This window comes from Aequorivita viscosa (assembly GCF_900106795.1).
Taxonomy (GTDB): Bacteria; Bacteroidota; Bacteroidia; order Flavobacteriales; family Flavobacteriaceae; genus Aequorivita; species Aequorivita viscosa.
In genome coordinates this window covers 63,161-80,673 of the sequence record NZ_FNNS01000018.1, presented here as the reverse complement: position 1 = coordinate 80,673, position 17,513 = coordinate 63,161, and the positions used below count along the sequence as shown (strand labels likewise).

The following is a 17,513-nucleotide window of genomic DNA, read 5'->3' as shown; positions in this document are numbered from 1 at the left end:
CTTCTCCTTTAAAGTCCATTTCTTGTATTTCATATCTCAAATATATTAGTTTTGAAATTTAAAATATCACTCCGAACTATTAAGGGGCTAAAGTATTTGATACGATTCCGAATGCCTTTAAAAACAAGATGTATTGGAATACTGATTCGCCTTACCTATATTTTAGAAGCACAGATGATGGGCGTATTATGATGGGTGGCGGGGATCGCGATTTTAAAAATGCCAAGCGTCGAGATGCGCTTCTTTATAAAAAGGAATCAGAATTAACTAAAGCCTTTGCAAAATGTTTTCCAGAAATCCCTTTTATCCTTGATTATTCTTGGGCTGGCACTTTTGGTGAAACAAAAGATGGACTCCCATATTTTGGAAAAGAAGACCCACAAAGCAAACAACATTACATTTTGGGTTTTGGAGGAAATGGAATTACATTTAGCGTAATGGGTATGCAAGCAATTCTACATTCAATAAACAACACACCTCACCCCTATTTAGAATACTACAAATTCGACAGGTGAAAAAGGGGTGTTTTTTCCTTTAAACAATTTAATAAGTGAATTTGAATTTATGAAATTCATTTCAAAACTTTCCTAGCTCTAGCTTGATATCCAGGACTTTTATTTGGCGCATCCCTGTTAAGAATAGCGATCAATTCAGGATAAATCCAAGCTCCCGTTTTATCTTTCCCTAGATATAAAAGGCAGTCCATTGCTTGAGCTTGGCAGGCAACCTTTTGATCTGTAATGAGCCAATCAAAACAACAAGCCGCCATTACTTTTCGCTGGTTTTTATTCAGTATATTCCTAAAATATTTATATTTCAAAATATAGTGATTATAGCACAACATTTTACAAATATTAGCACAGGAGCGAAGGGCTATATCATTGTTTATACTTGGTAGTTGTTCAAAAAACAGATACATATATTTAAAGAAAGCCTCTGGTCTTCGCTCGCAAATATCCTCTAATATCCGACAGGATTTTACAAGAAATTCACTTTCCTCATTAAAAGTCCATTGTAGCATTTCACGCACATAATGAGGTTTATTTCGAAGAATCCAAGAAACCATTTCTCGCCTTTTTACTTGACTACTGTCAACCTCCCTTAGTTTTTCTTCTAAATCTTTCGGAAGCATAGCTTTTCTATTTTAAAAGTTCTACAACTTTTGGAACACCCGTTGATGCTTTTTCAGAAAAAACTTTAATTCGCTTAGTTTCAGAAATAGATGGATTTGGATCTATGAAATATATAGTTGAACTGGGTTTTGAATATTGAACCAAACCTGCGGCTGGATATACCTGCATTGATGTTCCAACAATAATAATGACGTCTGCTTTTTCAACAACTTCTGCTGCTACTTCAATCATAGGAACCATTTCGCCAAACCAAACAATATGTGGTCTAAGTTGGTGATTACCATCGGAAAGATCGCCGAGGTTTAAATCCTGTTTCCAATCTAAAACAAGGTTTTCATTAACCGAACATCTAGCTTTGAGCAACTCTCCGTGTAGATGAATTACATTCGTACTACCCGCTCGTTCGTGAAGATCGTCTACATTTTGAGTAATAATGGTTACTTCGTGCATTTTCTCCAAACCTGCCAAGGCCTTGTGTGCTGCATTAGGTTGTACAGCTAAAAGTTGTCTTCTACGCTGGTTATAAAATTCCAAAACGGCTTTTGGGTTTCGAGCAAATCCTTCTGGTGAAGCCACTTCCATTACATCGTGACCTTCCCAAAGGCCGTCGCTATCCCTAAATGTTTTAATTCCACTTTCGGCACTTACACCAGCTCCTGTGAGCACTGCTATTTTCAATTTTATAGTTTTTAAGATATTAAATTACTAAGTTAGTTATTACCAGCCAAATAATCTAATTGCGTTGTGTGAAATAGGTCGAAAGGATACATTATTACTACAAAAAGCTATCTCAACTACGGATGAAATTTGACTTAAGCCTATAGCTTTTGTCCTTTTTTTTCCCGAGCTGAAGCGCAGGGTTATTCAGCAAGGTTGGACTAAATTAAAACGATACTTTAGCCTGCGAACAAATCTTACTTTAGGCAAAATTAAGTACTAACTTGCTGAAAAATATTGATAAATAGGCAATAACTTTTATCTTAGCAGCATTTAGTGAATGACTGAGACATTGAGGGAACAGCCATTGGCCCAACAACTCAGTTAACTTATAACACAGTAACCCCTAGCAAATTGGATTTAGAATTATTAAAATACTTAGAAACTTATTTAACCGAGAGCAGAAAACAACGTTTTAAAGAAGTGCTTTCTGAAAGAACGCGTCATTTTACCGTTGTTACCGAAGACGTTTACCAACTTCACAACGCCAGTGCAGTTATGCGGACTTGCGATGTTTTTGGGATTCAGGATTTGCACGTGGTGGAAGAACGCGTCAGCAAGCGAATTGATAAGGAAATTGCGATGGGAGCGCAAAAATGGGTGACTTTCAACAGGTATAATTCAACCAAAGACTGTATCAGTAAACTAAGAGATAACGGTTATCAAATTATTGCCACTACGCCTCACAACGATTCCACAATGCTTCACGAATTTGACGTTACTAAAAAAAGCGCCTTTTTCTTCGGAAAGGAAAACGATGGATTAAGTGATACTGTGATGAATGCAGCTGACGGTTTTTTAAAAATTCCAATGTACGGATTTACCGAAAGTCTAAATATTTCTGTTTCTGCAGCCATAATTTTACAAAGCGTAGTCTCAAGAGTAAAGCAAAGTGATGTAAAATGGCAACTTTCCGATGAAGAAATTCCTGAAATAGAAATGGCGTGGGCTAAAAAAACAATCAAAGCTTCCGAAGAAATAATTGAAAGATACCACTTGGAAAACTCCAAAATTCAAGCTCCAAATTCCAAATAACCTCAATATTTCCGGACGACTAATGAGTTCCTTTTCGTTTTCGATTTCGATTTCGTTTTCCTACGTCCCTGTTATTTTTCACAAACCACTCCCCAAATAGAGAGTGATTTTTTGGCTGTATTAATTTTTACATTCTCTTCGTCGAGAACTTTAAACTCTTTTCCTTGTGCAAAATCAGTATCAAAAATAGCGGCAAGAGAAAATTTAGGATTTTTGAAGTTTAATATTTTCCAAGCTCCTTCAGAAGTATAGGTTCCTTTTTCAGAAATCAGCACCGCTTTTTCGTCAGTTTCGGGCTGCGGAATACTTTTAAAGTCGAATTTAAAAGTATTGTTATCGTATAACTTCAACGAAATTAAGGCCACTCCATTACCCAGACTATTATAGGAAAGCGATTCATTTCCTAAAACGATTTCCTTAGATTCTTTAGATGTATTCACTCCTTTTTTACTGCTTCCGCAAGAGATAAAGGTGCATACCATTGCTATAATCAATATATTTTTCCACATAATTTTATCGAATAAGTTTTCTGTATTTAATTCGCTTCGGCATTAAATCCCCGCCTAATCGCTTCTTTTTATTTTCTTCATAATCACTAAATCCACCTTCAAAGAAATACACTTCACTGTTTCCTTCAAAAGCTAAAATATGCGTACAAATACGGTCTAAAAACCAACGGTCGTGGCTAATTACCACTGCACAACCGGCAAAGTTCTCCAAACCTTCTTCTAGGGCTCGAAGTGTATTAACGTCTAAGTCGTTTGTAGGTTCATCCAACAACAATACGTTTCCTTCTTCTTTTAGGGTCATAGCCAAATGGAGTCTATTTCGTTCTCCCCCAGAAAGCATAGACACTTTTTTATTTTGCTCACTTCCACTAAAGTTGAAGCGGCTCAAATATGCTCTGGAATTCACCTGTCTACCGCCCATCATTATTAATTCTTGGCTATCGCTGAAGTTCTCCCAAATAGTTTTGTTGGTATCAATATTACTGTGGTTTTGATCTACATATGCAATCTTAGCTGTTTCCCCTACCTCAAACGATCCTTTATCAGGTGTTTCTTCACCCATTATCATTTTAAAAATAGTGGTTTTACCAGCACCATTTGGCCCAATTATTCCCACAATTCCTGCTTGGGGTAATTTGAAGTTCAGGTCATCGTACAGCAACTTATCGCCATACGCTTTTGCAACTCCTTTCGCTTCAATAACATTTGTTCCCAAACGTGGGCCATTAGGAATGTATATTTCCAACTTTTCATCGAGTTGCTTTTGATCTTGACTCAAGAGTTTATCATAATTCTGTAAACGTGCTTTTTGCTTAGTCTGACGCCCTTTCGCTCCTTGTCGAACCCATTCTAACTCTCGTTCCAACGTTTTTTGTCGTTTCCCAGCTTGTTTAGATTCTTGTGCCAAACGTTTTGACTTTTGGTCCAACCAAGAAGAGTAGTTTCCTTTCCACGGAATACCTTCTCCCCTGTCCAACTCTAAAATCCATCCTGCCACATTATCCAGGAAATATCTATCGTGCGTTACTGCAATCACCGTTCCTTTATATTCTGAAAGGTGATGTTCTAACCAATGTACACTTTCAGCATCCAAGTGGTTTGTAGGCTCATCGAGTAAGAGTATATCTGGTTCTCTTAACAACAGTCGGCATAAAGCAACGCGACGTTTTTCTCCTCCAGACAATACGCCAATCAATTTATCTGGATCGGGAGTACGAAGCGCATCCATTGCAATTTCAAGTTTTGTGTCTAATTCCCACGCATTGGTAGCGTCAATTTTGTCTTGAAGTTTTGCTTGTTTATCCATCAACTCGTCCATCTTGGCGGGGTTTTCATAAACCTCTGGCAAACCGAACATATCATTGATTTTGTTGTATTCGTCTAAAACATCAACAACCTCCTGAACACCTTCTTTAACAACTTCCAAAACAGTTTTGGTTTCGTCGAGTTTTGGCTCTTGTTCGAGATAGCCTACCGAATATCCTGGTGCGAACACCACATCGCCTTGGTAGTTTTTTTCTTCGCCTGCAATAATGCGGAGCAAAGTAGATTTTCCGCTTCCGTTTAGACCAAGAATACCAATCTTGGCACCGTAGAAAAAGCTTAAATAAATATTTTTTAAAACTGGAGTTTGGGCACTTTGGTAAGTCTTGGTTAGCCCAGACATTGAAAAGATTACTTTTTTATCGTCAGACATGGATATTTGTTGTTAATAGTTTATAGTTTGTTGTTGAGATTAATTTCTCTTGATTTTTTGTCCCTTTATTTCTGATTTTTTAAAATAGTACATAAAGGCGCCTATTTTATTTTTTTCCAACTCACACATATTAATAAGTTTGTTGAATTGTTCTTCTGTAATAAGTATTTTATCGAATGCCCTAAAGGTTTGAGACTTCAGGTCTGATGCAGAACCTTTTGAGAAACTTACAAAGTTTATAAACTCCTTGTTTCCATCCCTATCAAAGCCTTCCGCAATGGTATCCATTATTAAGCCAAAACTCCCTACCATTTAATTTCTAAGTCTATAGTTATTTACAATCCCTGTGGTTTGAAATAGCTCTTCAACAAATTGGCAAATTATTCTTGCATGCTGCCAAACTTCCAAATCTTCAAATCTTTCTATCCTTGCCATAATAATATAGTACAGTAATTATCGAATTCTTTAACTATAAAAACTATAAACCCTTTAGTGCAAATTCAATAGTCTTAAAACCACCATCATTTGTCCTGTATGGTAGGCAGTGTGCTCAATAACCAATAAGGCTTCCCTTAACAGCGTTTGTTCATCTTTTCCGTTTTTAACTGCTTCGGTTAAGTTATTGGAACCATCTAAAAGAAAATCTTTAAGTCGTTCTCGATCTGCTGTGTATTCAGCTTTTAGGCTCTTCCAATCTTCTTTAGATTTACATACTTTTTCCCTTGGCCAATAATATTCGGGCCATTTAGGTTTTGTATAATCATCCGAACAGCTAAATTTCACAATATCCTTCTGTGTAAAGACTACATGAAAAAACAGTTCATAAAATGAATAAGGTAAGTTTGAAGGTCGTGTATTTATATCTTCAAAAGAAATTAGCTCCAACATTTGGGTAACGGGCATAAAAGCCTCTCCTCCGTCGAGGTGTTTTACAAGTCTTTCGCGTATGTTTCTTTCTTCAGACATAAGTTTGATAAGTTGAATTAGGTATTAGTTACTAGCAAATTAGACTGGTACTGTAAGATTGAGAGCTGCATTAAACTCTTCCTTTAAGCGCATTAAACACCCAAGCAATGGCGAAGAAACCGATTCCTACAGATGCAAAGCCCCATCCCGCAACATCGTCATATCGAAATGCACCTAAAAGAATTAAGGCACAGCCTACAACAATCATTATAAAGGTAGCCCACGCTAATACAGTATTTTTATTCATTCCCATAGTTTAATTTTCGTTGGTTGATTAATCTCACAAATATAAGTGCAAAAGCAAATATCGGTAATATATCGTAGAAATTAGTTAACAAAATGTCATAGTTGAAGGAATGAATTTGAAATTGAAGCTGAAATCAAAATCGAAACCGACCCCAGAGGCTTACTGGAGAAAACAACGGTTGGAAACAAGACGGTTGGAGTGGCAACTATATGAAACACGATGATAGAACATTAGGAAAAAGGACCTGGAGTTGAATTTCAATATTGAATAATTGAGGTGTGAAGTTGTTTTTCGTGTATTCATGGTAATATTTCAAAAAACAAACAAAATTAAATCTGGAAAGTAGTTAAGAATCGATAAGATTAGATTTTTGCCAAAGTTTATGGATATGGATTATAAGCATTTCGTATTTTAGCCGAAACAAAGAATTTCAATGGACTTAAATTTCAACAAAAACGAGGACCACAATAAACTACTGGTTTCCACATTAAAAAATAAGCTGGCAAAGGTAAAACTCGGAGGAGGTAAAGACCGAATTGAAAAACAGCACAAACAAGGGAAATTAACGGCTAGAGAACGTATTAAATATTTATTAGACCCTGAAAAACCAAGTATTGAAATAGGTGCTTTTGCTGGAGAAGATATGTATGAAGAACACGGCGGCGCGCCTGGTGGCGGCGTGGTTGTAAAGATTGGTTATGTAAAAGGAAAGCAATGTATCGTCGTTGCCAATGATGCAACTGTAAAAGCAGGCGCTTGGTTTCCGATTACAGCAAAGAAAAACCTTCGTGCGCAGGAAATTTCTATAGAAAATAGATTGCCAATTATATATTTAGTAGACAGCGCAGGCGTTTATCTGCCTATGCAAGATGAAATTTTCCCCGATAAAGAACACTTTGGAAGAATGTTTAGAAACAACGCCGTTATGAGCAGTATGGGGATTACTCAAATTGCAGCCGTTATGGGCAGTTGCGTTGCGGGTGGTGCTTACCTCCCAATTATGAGCGACGAGGCACTAATCGTAGACAAAACGGGAAGTATTTTTCTAGCTGGAAGTTATTTGGTAAAAGCTGCCATTGGTGAAAGTATCGACAACGAAACCCTTGGAGGTGCTACCACGCATTGTGAAATCAGCGGTGTTACCGATTATAAATCCAAAGATGATAAAGACGCTCTAGATACAATTAAAAACATCGTCTCTAAAATAGGAGATTTTGACAAAGCAGGATTTAATCGCGAAAAAGCAATAAAACCGAAGAAAGACCCTAAAGATATTTATGGTATTCTTCCTAAAGCGCGTTCAGAACAATACGATATGCGCGAAATTATAGAACGCCTTGTAGACGATAGCGATTTTGAAGAATACAAAGAAGGTTATGGTAAAACTATTCTTACTGGATATGCACGAATAGACGGTTGGGCAGTTGGAATTGTTGCAAACCAGCGTACCTTGGTTAAGACAAAAAAAGGCGAAATGCAGTTTGGAGGCGTAATTTATAGCGACAGCGCCGACAAGGCTACTCGTTTTATCGCCAACTGCAACCAAAAGAAAATTCCTTTAGTATTTCTTCAAGATGTTACAGGTTTTATGGTGGGCAGCAAAAGTGAACACGGCGGAATTATTAAAGATGGCGCCAAAATGGTCAATGCCGTAAGTAACAGTGTCGTTCCAAAATTCACAGTTATTATAGGTAATAGTTATGGTGCAGGAAACTACGCAATGTGCGGAAAAGCTTATGACCCTAGACTGATTGTTGCTTGGCCGAGTGCCGAGTTGGCTGTAATGAGTGGTAACAGTGCGGCAAAAGTATTGCTTCAAATAGAAACTGCTTCCCTTAAAAAACAAGGCAAGAAGATTTCTGAAGAAGATGAAAAAGAACTCTACGACAAAATTAAAGCACGTTACGATAAGCAAATTTCACCTTATTATGCCGCTGCACGAATTTGGACAGATGCCGTTATAGACCCAGCCGAAACCCGAAATTGGATTTCGATGGGAATCGAAGCTGCTAACCACGCTCCTATCGAGAAAAAATTTAATCTTGGAGTAATTCAGGTATAATCTAATTTTTGTTTATCCGTTTTTTGTTTTATGAGTTAAAAAGTCTGCGAATATATGTGACCCGATCGATAGTGAACTGGCGAAGCAAATCAACGGGAAACAAAAATCTGGGAATGAAAATATATCACGCGGATCACGCGGATTAACACAAAATAAAAGGAAGTATTTGCTGTTAGAGATTTCATATAAAAGTTGCTATTCATAGCTTTATGATATTTTACAGACAATCAATCTAATTTTATACTTATAAAGAATGAAAGCACTACTCTGTTTCTTAATTTTATTACCACTACACATTATAGCGCAAGAACAACCAAGTTCAGAAATGTTTTGGGCACAACTGAAAGAACATTGCGGAAAAGCCTATGAAGGTGAAATCATTGCAGGCGCAGTTGCTGGTGATGGATTTACTGGAGAAAAGTTAGTTATGCACGTGCGTTTTTGTGATAAAAATGACATCCGAATTCCTTTTTTTGTGGGCGAAAACAAGTCTCGAACTTGGGTTTTGCACTTAAATGAAGATAAAATAATAAGCCTAAAACACGATCATCGCCATCCCGATGGTTCGGAAGAAGACTTAACACAATACGGTGGTACAAGCTCCAACGTCGGTTTGGCAAATCTCCAAATGTTTCCTGCCGATGCGCATACTGCAAGCATTTTACCAGCTGCTTCAACAAATATCTGGTGGTTTACAATAGATGAAACGAGTTTCACCTACAACCTTCGTCGTGTTGGTAGCGATCGTTTGTTTTCTGTAAAATTTGACTTAACTAAAACTATTGAAACCCCAAGCGCTCCTTGGGGAACTGTAGATTAAAAACTTAAAAAGACTTGGTGAAAAACAGTATCTTGAATGTGATTTTTATTAATTACCAATGCTTCAAATGAAAATGATGGAAATAGAAAAAACAGAACAGTTATTAAAAAAGTTCGATTACAAGTTCAAACGAAAAAATAATGAAATTGTAATACACCTACCCTATTCCCAACGAGTAATAGTTGATTTTTCAGATCCAGAAAAGATCAGAATAAAAGACAAACTTGTTGGGTGGAATTTCCTGACTGGGTTAATAGAAATGAGCATTAAAAGTGCATTTCTCTATAACTTTATTGGATCCATATTATTCACATTTCTAGCAATTTATGTAGATGTAGAAAATTTCGGCATCACTCTAATTTATTTCTATTTAGCATTCTTGTTTTGGGTGTTGCTTTGGACGATGTACTATTTAATAAAAGCGGAAAACCTTAAACACACTATAATTAACTGGAATCAGGTATAAGCTAAAGAAACGATTTTCAAACCTTCAATATTAATTGTTTAAAAGAACGAAATATGAGGAAATTACTTACAGTTATCATACTTTTCGTTTTCACTTCACTTGAAGGCCTAGTTGCTCAAGAAGTCACGTACATAAAAGCTGGACTTTTTTACGACAGCGAACAAAATGTTTTGCTAAAAAATAAAGCGATACAGATCGAGGGCAATAAAATTGTATCAATTGGTGAACTTAATACAATTCCAAGCCACGCAGCCGTAATTGATCTATCAGAATATACAGTACTGCCAGGACTGATTGATGGCCATACTCACGTATTATTTTCTCAAGATGCCGATACGGATTTTGCAGCGCATAGTATACAATCGCTCACTATGGAAAGTGAAGCACTAAGGGCGCTTCGAGGAGCTAAAAGAGCTAAATCGTATTTAGATGTCGGGTTTACAAGCATTAAAGACCTTGGTAATTCAGGATTATTCTTGGATGTAGCACTTCGCGATGCCATAAATGAAGGTACTATTGAAGGACCGCGAATTTTCGCCTCGGGCCCCATTATAGGTGCTACTGGCGGACAGATTTACGGAGTTTCACCCAAGCATCAAAGTCTAATCGATTTAGAATATCGTATTGTAAAAAGTGTAGAAGACGCCAAAATTGCCATTAGGGAACATGTAAATCAAAATGTAGATCTTATAAAAATCGCTGCAGATAATCTTCCTAACAACACTCGTCTGTCCATAGATGAAATGAAAATGATTGTGAAAACTGCGCATTCGTACGGCCTTACGGTAACTGCGCACACCGTAAACAACCAATCTGCTTGGGACGCTATTAAAGCGGGTGTAGATGGTATTGAACACGGCTTTAACATAGCAGACTCTACCTTGACATTAATGGCTGAGAAAAATATCTTTCTTGTTCCTACAGAAAATAGCAGAAATTATATGAACACCTATGTAAAACTCGCAAGGTATGACGAAGATGATTTAGAATGGATAGATTGGTATTTGAATAACCAGAAAAAAAGATTGATGACGGCTATCAGCAAAGGGGTGCCAATTGTAGCAGGTTCTGACAACTATACGGATATTGGTGTCTCAGCCGGAAAATCGTCGCAGGATATGTTTCGTGCTTATTTTGAAGCGGGAATGAAACCTTTAAACATTTTGCAATCTTCAACCTATATTTCTGCATTGTATTTAAAAAAAGAAGATGAAATAGGCGCTTTAAAACCCAACGCAAAAGCGGATATAATTGCCGTAAAAGGAGATTTGATGAATGATTTTATAAACACCATCGAGAACATTGTATTCGTTATGAAAGATGGGAAGGTTTATTTCAATAGAGATAATTAAAATTTATAAAACCATTTTGAATAGTAAATACCCCCATTCAAAATAGCAAATGAATAACCTAAATTTGGTAGTAAAATCGATAGTGAAGTTACTAGCTTTTTAATGAACTATCTATGACTTATCTATGGCTTATCCGTGGAGTATCCATGGGCTAAAAAATCTTGATTTCTGAAATGATTTAAGTTGAAGGAAAAAGTCGGCTAAAAAGTAGTTTTGGATGTCTATTCAAGCGCAGTCGAGAATTTTAACCTTCCTAGTTGCGATTAGGTCTCGCCTGCACTCGACCTGACCAGTCGATTAAATTATACTTTTTAGAAAGTTTTTCGCCTGCGCTCGACCTGGCAAGTCGATTAAATTGTATTTTTTAAACAGCTTATAAAAGGAAAGCAAAACCCCCTCTCAAAAATAAAATTGAGAGGGGGTTTATAGTTATATTCGTTAAGCCTACATATCTATTCTTTATTTACACCTTCCACAAAAGCTTCCATAACTTCGTTGCTTACGCCCATATTAGAGAATCCGCCATCGTTGTATAGGTTTTGAAGCGTAACGCGCTTGGTTAGGTCGCTAAACATCGCTACCGTATAATTGGCGCAATCTAAGGCAGTTGCATTCCCTAAAGGCGACATTTTATCGGCATAGCTAATAAATCCGTCAAAACCTTTTACGCCTTGACCGGCAGTTGTTGGAGTTGGTGATTGGGAAATAGTGTTTACACGAACTTTTTTGTCTTTTCCGAAGAAATAACCAAAACTACGCGCTATACTTTCCAAATAGGCTTTATTGTCGGCCATATCGTTATAATCAGGAAAAACACGTTGAGAAGCCATATAGGTAAGCGCAATAATGCTTCCCCATTCACTCATAGCATCTTTTTGATAAAGCACTTGCATCGTTTTATGAAAAGAAATTGCAGAAACATCCCAACCTTTATGTGTAAAATCATAATTCTGGCTCGTGTAATGATTTCCCTTTCGCACGTTTACTGACATTCCGATAGAATGTAGCACAAAATCCAGTTTTCCTCCTAGAATCTCCGTCGCTTTTTCGACCAAGTTTTCAAGATCTTCTACGCTAGTGGCATCTGCAGGAATAATTTCAGAATTAGTCTTTTCGGCTAAATCTTTTATTTGCCCCATACGCATTGCGATAGGCGCATTTGTAAGAACGAATTTTCCACCTTCTTCGTGAACCCTTTCTGCCGTTTTCCAAGCAATAGAATTTGCATCCAACGCTCCAAAAATGATTCCTCGTTTTCCCTTTAGTAGATTATAAGACATACTTTATAAATTAGTGATTAAATTTTATGTGTCAATTTATTTTAAAAAAATCGAAAAGTAAAGATACATTTTAATTCAATAATTCCTTAGCATTTGCAATGGCTGCTTCCGAAATATTCTTCCCTCCTAGCATTTGTGCAATTTCTGAAATTCGTTCTTCTTTATCCAACTTCTTCAAGTGGGTAACCGTTACTTGATTTATATCTGCTTTATATACTTTTAAATGATGTTCGCCTCTAGCGGCAATTTGCGGTAAATGAGTGATAGACAACACCTGCATATTACCACTCATTTCTAACATTATAAGCGCCATTTTAGTGGCTATTTCGCCCGAAACCCCTGTATCGATTTCATCAAAAATTATGGTTGGCAGCTTTTTATATTTCGCCAAAACAGATTTTATAGCCAGCATAATCCGGCTCATTTCCCCTCCTGAAGCAACTTTTTTTAGAGGTCCCATCGACATTCCTTTGTTCGCTGTAAAAAGTAACTCTAATGAGTCTATTCCGTTTTTTCTAAACGCTTCAGAAGTTTCTAAATTAAACTGAAATTGAGCATTGGGCAATCCTAAGAGCGATAACACTTCCTCCAATTGCTTTTTCAGTTGGGGAATGGCTTTTATCCTTTCCTTACTTATTTCAGAAGCCGACTTAAGCGCAGCTTCAGAAAAACGTTTTCCTTTAATTTCAAGTTTGGCAATTTGGTCGTCTAAACCTAAGGTAGTGTTTACTTTTTCTTCTAATGAATTCTGAAGTTCTAACAATTCTTCAACTGTTGCTAAACCGTGTTTTTGTTGAAGTTTGTAAAGTTGCTGAAGTTTATCATTTACTTCAGAAAGCAATTGAGGGTCGGAAGCTACTTTTTCGGAAGTGTTTTGCATTTCTTCTGAAAGATCTTCCATTTCAATAATAACACTGTTTAAGCGTTGCCAATAATCTTCATAAGTAGCAGAAAAACCTTTGATGCGCCCAAGTGTAATTCGTGCTTCTTTTGCAGTTTCTATTGTTCCAAAGGGTTCTTCATTCAACAACTGATTTACCTGAGAAAAAGCACCTTGAATTTCTTCTGCATTATTTAAGGTTTCGTAGGTTTCTTCCAAATCCTGTTGGTTTAAACCCTGAAGTCCTGCTTGTTGTAATTCGTTATACAAAAAAGCATTGTACTCCAATTCCTTGATAGCCGATTCTTTTTGCGACTTTAACATCTCCAATGCCTCTTCGTTCTTTCGGAAATCGGTGAGTTGATTTTGATATGTTTTTAAAATTTTTGAATTGCCCGCTAAAGCATCAATAACCTCTAATTGATAGTTTTCTGAAACAACTTCTAGCGTTTCGTGTTGACTGTGCACATCGACTAACAGTGGGGCAATGGCTTGTAATTGACTTAAAGCAACTGGAGTGTCATTGACAAAAGCACGGGATTTTCCACTTGGTAAAATTTCACGTCTTATTATGGTATGGGAATCATAATCCAGATCGTTTTCTTCAAAAATGCTTTGTAAATTGTAATTGGCTATGGAGAAATGACCTTCGACAACACATTTTTTAGAAGAATCCTTTACGCTATTAATATCGGCTCGCTTACCAAGAAGTAAGGCTAAAGCTCCCAGAATAATGGACTTTCCTGCTCCCGTTTCACCAGTAATAACAGTTAAGCCTTGATTCATATCCACACGGATATCCTCAATAAGCGCATAGTTTTTTATGGCGAGCGTTGTTATCACGAACGATTGGGAATATTAGAAGTTAGATTTAAGAAATTGTTCCACAAGAATTTTATGGGAAATATTGGTTTACTACTAAACCGAAACAAAGTTATTGAAATTAAACTAGAACTTTATTTCTTCCCAGTTACTTCTTTTTGTAGGCGCCATTCTATTTAGATTTTCCACTAATTGAACAATGTCTACTTGTGGTCCACCGCTATAAATAGCTGTAATTTCATCACTTTTTGCGTCAAAAAATGTTCGTACTAGGTATGAGTTCGGCCGTCTGTCGTTTATTCCTTTAAGCAGCCTAAGCGATTCAGAAATTATTTCTTTTGCTTCTTTAGGTTTCGAAGCCATTAAATCCATTCCTTCACGATGATATTTATATAATGCTTGGTGAAATTCTTTATATACTGAAGATAATAAAGCATCATTATATTGGTAACGTGACTGGTTTCCATCTTTCGATTTCCAGCCAGAAAAACTGGTTCCTGCTGCAGTATTTACAATTTGTTTGGCAATTTCAAAATAAGGTTCGCCTCCACCTTGAATGTAAGTATCGGCATCTAAACCAATAATGGTGTAAACGTGAAAAGCAATAACAGAAACTATATTGGATTCAGAATTATTTATGTTGAAATTTAAAGGTTCGAATTCCTTATATCTAAAATTAACTTGTCTGTCAAAATAATTATAAACCGGACTGTCGTAAGTAGAATCAAAAATGGGACGGGATGATTGTATTTGTAGCGTTCCGGTAAAATTATCACCATCAATACTACTAATAACCAAGCTCATATTACAATCTATACGCTCTTGATTTTTGTAGGCTTTATTAGTCCATTTGGTGTTGTTTATAAATTCCTTTAATTGAGTTTCCAAAGTTTGGAATACTTGTAGGTTTGGCTGCCCGGTTTGAGTGGCATCAATGGCAAAAGAACAATTAAGTTCCTGAGCTTGGGTCAAATTTGCGACCGCAACAAATAATAAAAGAAGTATAAATTTACGCATGGGTTTTTTCTATAATATAATCTAAAATGTCTTGAGCGACCTCACTTTTAGGTTTAACAGGAAACGGAAGCACTTTATTGTCTTTTGAAATTAAAGTTACCTTATTTGTATCCGATTTAAAACCTGCGCCCTTGTCTCTAAGCGAATTTAAAACAATTAAATCTAAATTCTTTTTTTTGAGTTTCGATTTTGCGTTTTCCTCCTCATTTTGGGTTTCAAGAGCAAAGCCTACTAAAAATTGTTGTTTCTTAATTTCGCCCAACGATTTTAGAATATCCTTGGTTTTTGTAAGATGAAGTACTAAATCGTCGTCCTTCTTTTTAATCTTTTGAGAAGAAACATCTGCGGGGCGATAATCAGCGACAGCAGCACTAAGAATAGCAATATCAGAACTTGGGAAGTATTGATGGGCAGCTTGGTACATTTCCTCTGCAGAAGTTACGCGAATAACTTTCACAAAATCATGCTCAAGCTTTATACATACAGGTCCTGAAACAAGAGTCACTTCGGCTCCTAGTTTTGCAGCCTCTTCAGCAATTGCATATCCCATTTTTCCACTAGAATGGTTTCCTATAAAACGAACTGGATCTAGCGCTTCATACGTAGGACCAGCAGTTATCAAAACCTTTTTACCTTTTAATGGCAGATTTTTTAAAATATCATTTTCCAAAAATGAAACGATGTCTTCGGGTTCTGCCATTCTTCCTTGCCCTACCAATCCGCTTGCAAGTTCGCCAAAAGTTGCAGGAATTTGAATATTACCAAAACTTTCTAGTTTCTTAAAAACTTCAGCAACGGTAGGGTGTTTATACATGTCCAAATCCATTGCCGGTGCATAATAAACGGGACACTTGGCAGAAAAGTAAACAGCGAGCAGCAAATTATCACAAGTGCCACTTGCCATTTTAGACATAGTATTTGCGGTGGCTGGCGCAATCAAGATTAAATCTGCCCACAGCGCAAGTTCAACGTGATTGTTCCATTGTGGATTTTCACCTGAATTATCGTTCGAATCAGAACTAGTGAATGAAGAGTACACCTCGTTTTTCGACAAGGTAGAAAGTGTAAGCGGTGTAACAAATTCTTTTGCAGAAGTTGTCATCACCACTTTTACATTCGCTCCTTGCTTCACAAGTAGGCGTACCAAAAAAGCCGCCTTGTATGCGGCAATCCCGCCGGTTACGCCAAGCAAGATATTTTTACCGCTCAAAACAGCCATAATTCTTAATTCAGTATTCAATTGTTAAAAACAAATAGAGGTTCAATTCCTTTCGGAATAGAGACCACTACCCTTCTAACGATTCTTCTTTTGTATTTCTGTGGTAGATTTTATCTTCCAGCCATTCTTGAACTGCTAAAGCGTGAGGTTTAGGAAGTCTTTCGTAGAATTTAGAAACTTCGATTTGTTCCTTATTTTCAAAAATTTCTTCTAGGCTATCGTTGTAGGTAGCAAATTCATCTAACTTTTCAAGGAGTTCTTTTTTAATGTCTCCATTAATTTGGTTAGCTCTTTTCGAGATAATAGAAATTGCCTCGTAAATATTGCCTGTAGGTCCGTCAATTAAATCTCTATCGTAAGTGATTGTATTGATAGGCGCTTGTGTATTTTTAATATCCATGTTTCTAAATTATTAAGTAGATTTTGTTTCTTTAGTCACCAATCGTTTCTCGATTTCATCATTGATTTCGTTGGCTTCCTCAGCAGAGTCGGTGCTCTTGTAATATTTTATAAAACTGTTGTAATGACCTTTTGCGGTTAAAAGTCGTTCTTGTACTAAATATGGCAAACTATTTATTGCTAATTTATACGAAGCTTTTAACCTATATAAAAAAGCTTCTTCTCTATAAACCGTTCCTGGATTGTCGGCAATAAAATTATCAAAAGACTCAATTGCTGCTTTATAATCCTCAATTCGATAATACTGACGCGCTGTTTCAAACTGTTTTTTCTCCAATTTGGTTCGCAGTTCAGTAATCAATTCATTCGCTTCTATTCGTTTATCAGAATTTGGATAGGTGTTAATGAATCCTTGCAGTTTTTCCATCCCTCTATACGTTTCTCTTTGATCTAAAGAAAAGCGCTCTGAAAGTTGATAAAAACTCTTTGCCGATTTAAAATAGGCGACTTCTGTACTGTCACTATTAGGATATGCTTGCGTAAACCGCTCAAATTGGTATCCAGCCGAATAAAAGTCTCCCAATTTGTAAAAAGTATTGGAATACATAAACATAAGCTTTTCGGCCTGAGGTTTCCCTCTATACGCTGGAACTATTTGCTCCATTAACTTCAAGGCTTTTTTATATTTCCCTATAGTGTAAAGAGAGTCGGCAAAAGCATATTTCTTACCTATATCATCCTTCCGAAGCACCTTTTGGTATTGGCCACAAGAAGCAAAGAGCAAGGAAATGCATAGTAATAAAAAAACAGGGAATCGCATGGGTTTCAAAAACATCGTGCAAAAGTAAGGATTTATACGAAAATTAGCAAACTTATTATCTGGCTAAAATATT

The 17,513-nt window shown here is 36.6% G+C and carries 19 protein-coding genes; 6 read left to right on the top strand and 13 right to left on the bottom strand.

Features of this window, described 5'->3' with window-relative positions:
- The first annotated feature begins 128 nt into the window (after nucleotides 1-128).
- On the top strand, nucleotides 129-515 hold the full coding sequence (locus tag BLW28_RS11155) for an FAD-dependent oxidoreductase (protein ID WP_083540720.1): 387 nt from the start codon (nucleotides 129-131) through the stop codon (nucleotides 513-515).
- Between the two features lie 56 nt (nucleotides 516-571).
- Here the strand turns inward: BLW28_RS11155 and BLW28_RS11150 are convergent, their stop codons facing one another.
- Nucleotides 572-1,132 carry a hypothetical protein gene (locus BLW28_RS11150; RefSeq protein ID WP_073218888.1) on the bottom strand — a complete coding sequence of 187 codons (561 nt, stop codon included), beginning with the start codon at nucleotides 1,130-1,132 and terminating at the stop codon, nucleotides 572-574.
- A 7-nt stretch (nucleotides 1,133-1,139) separates the two neighbouring features.
- A complete protein-coding gene (locus tag BLW28_RS11145; RefSeq protein ID WP_073218886.1) occupies nucleotides 1,140-1,811 on the bottom strand; it encodes an SIR2 family NAD-dependent protein deacylase in 672 nt (223 codons plus the stop codon).
- Between the two features lie 393 nt (nucleotides 1,812-2,204).
- Here BLW28_RS11145 and BLW28_RS11140 point away from each other — a divergent pair, with 393 nt between their 5' ends.
- Nucleotides 2,205-2,885, top strand: a complete 681-nt coding sequence (locus tag BLW28_RS11140; protein WP_073218884.1) for a TrmH family RNA methyltransferase — start codon at nucleotides 2,205-2,207, stop codon at nucleotides 2,883-2,885.
- Between the two features lie 71 nt (nucleotides 2,886-2,956).
- Here BLW28_RS11140 and BLW28_RS11135 read toward each other — a convergent pair whose 3' ends face one another.
- The 5 genes from BLW28_RS11135 to BLW28_RS11115 form a co-directional block, all read right to left on the bottom strand.
- Entirely contained in the window at nucleotides 2,957-3,394 is a 438-nt protein-coding gene (locus BLW28_RS11135) for a hypothetical protein (RefSeq protein WP_073218881.1), read from the bottom strand.
- Nucleotides 3,395-3,398: 4 nt separating this feature from the next.
- Complete coding sequence (gene ettA / locus BLW28_RS11130; RefSeq protein WP_073218878.1) at nucleotides 3,399-5,090, bottom strand: energy-dependent translational throttle protein EttA; 1,692 nt, start codon at nucleotides 5,088-5,090, stop codon at nucleotides 3,399-3,401.
- Between the two features lie 39 nt (nucleotides 5,091-5,129).
- Nucleotides 5,130-5,402, bottom strand: a complete 273-nt coding sequence (locus tag BLW28_RS11125) for a four helix bundle protein (protein WP_234946476.1) — start codon at nucleotides 5,400-5,402, stop codon at nucleotides 5,130-5,132.
- A 177-nt stretch (nucleotides 5,403-5,579) separates the two neighbouring features.
- The gene (locus tag BLW28_RS11120) at nucleotides 5,580-6,056 is read right to left on the bottom strand and encodes a DinB family protein (protein ID WP_073218875.1); all 477 of its coding nucleotides are present in this window, start codon (nucleotides 6,054-6,056) and stop codon (nucleotides 5,580-5,582) included.
- A 70-nt stretch (nucleotides 6,057-6,126) separates the two neighbouring features.
- On the bottom strand, nucleotides 6,127-6,309 hold the full coding sequence (locus tag BLW28_RS11115; protein ID WP_073218872.1) for a CAL67264 family membrane protein: 183 nt from the start codon (nucleotides 6,307-6,309) through the stop codon (nucleotides 6,127-6,129).
- Nucleotides 6,310-6,736: 427 nt separating this feature from the next.
- On the opposite strand from BLW28_RS11115, the gene BLW28_RS11110 reads away from it, so the two are divergent.
- From BLW28_RS11110 to BLW28_RS11095, 4 genes are all read left to right on the top strand, one after another.
- On the top strand, nucleotides 6,737-8,365 hold the full coding sequence (locus BLW28_RS11110) for an acyl-CoA carboxylase subunit beta (RefSeq protein ID WP_073218870.1): 1,629 nt from the start codon (nucleotides 6,737-6,739) through the stop codon (nucleotides 8,363-8,365).
- 253 nt (nucleotides 8,366-8,618) lie between these two features.
- Nucleotides 8,619-9,185, top strand: a complete 567-nt coding sequence (locus BLW28_RS11105; RefSeq protein ID WP_073218867.1) for a hypothetical protein — start codon at nucleotides 8,619-8,621, stop codon at nucleotides 9,183-9,185.
- Between the two features lie 73 nt (nucleotides 9,186-9,258).
- Nucleotides 9,259-9,651 carry a hypothetical protein gene (locus BLW28_RS11100; protein WP_234946475.1) on the top strand — a complete coding sequence of 131 codons (393 nt, stop codon included), beginning with the start codon at nucleotides 9,259-9,261 and terminating at the stop codon, nucleotides 9,649-9,651.
- 53 nt (nucleotides 9,652-9,704) lie between these two features.
- On the top strand, nucleotides 9,705-11,003 hold the full coding sequence (locus BLW28_RS11095) for a metal-dependent hydrolase family protein (RefSeq protein WP_073218864.1): 1,299 nt from the start codon (nucleotides 9,705-9,707) through the stop codon (nucleotides 11,001-11,003).
- 452 nt (nucleotides 11,004-11,455) lie between these two features.
- On the opposite strand, the gene BLW28_RS11090 is transcribed toward BLW28_RS11095, so the two are convergent.
- The 6 genes from BLW28_RS11090 to BLW28_RS11065 form a co-directional block, all read right to left on the bottom strand.
- Nucleotides 11,456-12,283, bottom strand: coding sequence for an enoyl-ACP reductase FabI (locus BLW28_RS11090; protein ID WP_073218861.1), 828 nt, complete (start codon nucleotides 12,281-12,283; stop codon nucleotides 11,456-11,458).
- Nucleotides 12,284-12,353: 70 nt separating this feature from the next.
- Nucleotides 12,354-14,006: a DNA repair protein RecN gene (recN, locus tag BLW28_RS11085; RefSeq protein WP_073218858.1), complete on the bottom strand. Its 1,653-nt coding sequence runs from the start codon at nucleotides 14,004-14,006 to the stop codon at nucleotides 12,354-12,356.
- Between the two features lie 105 nt (nucleotides 14,007-14,111).
- On the bottom strand, nucleotides 14,112-15,002 hold the full coding sequence (porD, locus tag BLW28_RS11080; protein WP_073218855.1) for a type IX secretion system protein PorD: 891 nt from the start codon (nucleotides 15,000-15,002) through the stop codon (nucleotides 14,112-14,114).
- Nucleotides 14,995-16,221: a bifunctional phosphopantothenoylcysteine decarboxylase/phosphopantothenate--cysteine ligase CoaBC gene (coaBC, locus tag BLW28_RS11075; RefSeq protein ID WP_073218852.1), complete on the bottom strand. Its 1,227-nt coding sequence runs from the start codon at nucleotides 16,219-16,221 to the stop codon at nucleotides 14,995-14,997. Before coaBC ends, porD begins: the two co-directional genes overlap by 8 nt.
- 67 nt (nucleotides 16,222-16,288) lie before the next feature.
- Nucleotides 16,289-16,621: a DNA-directed RNA polymerase subunit omega gene (locus BLW28_RS11070; RefSeq protein ID WP_073218849.1), complete on the bottom strand. Its 333-nt coding sequence runs from the start codon at nucleotides 16,619-16,621 to the stop codon at nucleotides 16,289-16,291.
- Nucleotides 16,622-16,633: 12 nt separating this feature from the next.
- A complete protein-coding gene (locus BLW28_RS11065) occupies nucleotides 16,634-17,440 on the bottom strand; it encodes an outer membrane protein assembly factor BamD (protein ID WP_083540721.1) in 807 nt (268 codons plus the stop codon).
- Nucleotides 17,441-17,513 lie beyond the last annotated feature (73 nt).